Source organism: Microbacterium sp. P2_F9, assembly GCF_056403635.1.
The window spans coordinates 1-1,918 of the sequence record NZ_JBFUFC010000354.1; the positions used below are offsets into that span (position 1 = coordinate 1).

The 1,918-nt window shown below is 70.9% G+C and carries 3 protein-coding genes and 1 pseudogene; 3 read left to right on the forward strand and 1 reads right to left on the reverse strand.

Features of this window, described 5'->3' with window-relative positions:
• The coding region (locus AC1DVT_RS19895; RefSeq protein ID WP_477391087.1) for an enoyl-CoA hydratase-related protein at positions 1-348 on the forward strand (348 nt) is incomplete at its 5' end.
• A gap of 20 nt (positions 349-368) precedes the next feature.
• On the opposite strand, the gene AC1DVT_RS19900 is transcribed toward AC1DVT_RS19895, so the two are convergent.
• Positions 369-905: a MarR family winged helix-turn-helix transcriptional regulator gene (locus AC1DVT_RS19900; RefSeq protein ID WP_477391089.1), complete on the reverse strand. Its 537-nt coding sequence runs from the start codon at positions 903-905 to the stop codon at positions 369-371.
• Positions 906-1,004: 99 nt separating this feature from the next.
• Between AC1DVT_RS19900 and AC1DVT_RS19905 the strand changes: the two genes are divergently transcribed.
• Positions 1,005-1,781, forward strand: coding sequence for an electron transfer flavoprotein subunit beta/FixA family protein (locus AC1DVT_RS19905; protein WP_477391091.1), 777 nt, complete (start codon positions 1,005-1,007; stop codon positions 1,779-1,781).
• An 11-nt stretch (positions 1,782-1,792) separates the two neighbouring features.
• Positions 1,793-1,918: pseudogene (locus AC1DVT_RS19910) on the forward strand (electron transfer flavoprotein subunit alpha/FixB family protein); the annotation flags it as partial.

Below are 1,918 nucleotides of genomic sequence, written 5' to 3' on the forward strand. Positions count from 1 at the left end.
ACACAGCGCCTCATCCGGGCGGTCGGCTACTACAAGGCCGCCGAGCTCGTGCTCTCCGGCCGGCTGATGGATGCCGCGGAGGCCGAGCGCGCGGGATTGGTCTCCCGGGTCTTCCCGGCCGCCGACCTGCTGGCCGAGACCGCGAAGGCGGCCGACGTCATCGCGGCGAAGTCGCTGCCCGCCCTGTTCGCCGCGAAGGCGGCCCTCGACGCAGGCCTCGAGACCTCGCTCGCGGAGGGGCTCCGGTTCGAGCGCCACGTCTTCGCCGGCGTGTTCGACACCGCCGACCAGAAAGAGGGCATGGCCGCGTTCCGCGAGAAGCGGCCGCCCGAGTTCACGAACCGTTGATGGGGTCGGCGGGCGGCGCGTCAGAGCGGGTCGGGGACCGGCTCGGGGTCGGCGAAGTCGCCGGCACCCCGGCGGAAGCGGGCGATGATCGACACGAGCTCGTCGGTGTCGTCGGCAGAGAGCCCCGGCTCGGCGAACACGCCGGCATTGAGCGCCGCCGTCGCGCGCACCGCGAGCTCCCGCCCGGCGTCCGTGAGGGTCACCAGCGTCGCCCGGCCGTCGTCGGGATGCCGTTCGCGGCGCACCAGCCCGTCTGCTTCGAGCCGGTCGACCGTGTTCGTCACGCTGGTCGGGTGCACCTGCAGGCGAGCGGATGCCGAGGCCATCGGCATCCGTCCATCACGGGTGAAGCTCAGCAGCGTGAGCAGCTCGTACCGCGCGAAGCTCAGCCGGAACGGCCGCAGGGTCTCTTCGACCCGCGCGAGCATGAGCTGATGGGCGCGCATCACGGAGGTGACCGCGGTCATGCCGGCAGCGGCATCCGTCCATCCGTGGGCGAGCCACTGGCGCTTGGCCTCGGCGATCGGGTCGACGCGCAGTCGCTTCGTCCGAGCCACCGTGACCTCCCGCCGTCGACTTACACGGTAGCCGGTTCTCCCCGGCGCGCCGGCGTCGCGCGCGGGCCTGAATAGACTCTGGGAGACGAAGGAGTGGGTATGAAGATCGTGGTCCTGGTCAAGGAGGTCCCGGACACGTACGGGGATCGCAAGCTCAGCCTCGAGACGGGTCTCGCGGATCGCGGAGCGGGAGATTCCGTGCTCGATGAGATCGGCGAACGGGCGATCGAAGCGGCCCTCTCCTACGCCGACAAGGTGCCGGGCACGGAGGTCGTGGTGCTGTCGATGACACCGGGATCCGCCGCCGCGACCGTGCGCAAGGGGCTCGCGATGGGTGCGACGTCTGCGGTGCAGATCGTCGACGATGCGCTCGTCGGCGCGGACCTGGGGCTGACCGCCGAGGTGCTCGCCGCCGCGGTCAAGCGCACCGGGTTCGACCTGGTGATCGCGGGCAACCTCTCGACCGACGGCTCCGGCGGGGTGGTGCCGGCGATGATCGCCGAGCTGCTCGCCGTGCCCGCCGTGACGAGCCTGAACGCCGTGGACATCGCCGAAACCGAGGTATCGGGCGACCGCTCCAGCGAGGGGGCGACCATCCGCGTGACGGCGCCCCTGCCGGCGGTCATCTCGATCACCGAGCGGTTTCCGGACGCACGGTTCCCCAACTTCAAGGGCATCATGGCGGCGAAGAAGAAGCCGTTCGAGACCCTTTCGCTCGCCGATCTCGCGATCGACGCGGAGGATCCGGCGGCTTCGCGGTCGATCGTGATCGGGCTGTCGGAGAAGCCGCCGCGGCAGGCGGGCGTGAAGATCGTCGACGAGGGAGATGCGGGCCAGAAGCTCGCCGACTTCCTGATCCAGAACCGGCTCGTCTGAGAGGCGCGGAGATGCCCGAATTCCCCGAGGACTCGATCCTCGTCCTGCTCGATGTCACCCCGTCCGGCGAGCTCGCATCGTCTGCGGCCGGCCTCCTCGGCGCCGCTGCCGGCGTCGGCTCGCCGGTGGCGCTGATC

Coding starts and splice junctions, on each gene's coding strand:
- AC1DVT_RS19905 (WP_477391091.1), top strand. CDS start 1,005: ATGAAGATCGTGGTCCTGGTCAAGGAGGTCCCGGACACGTACGGGGAT.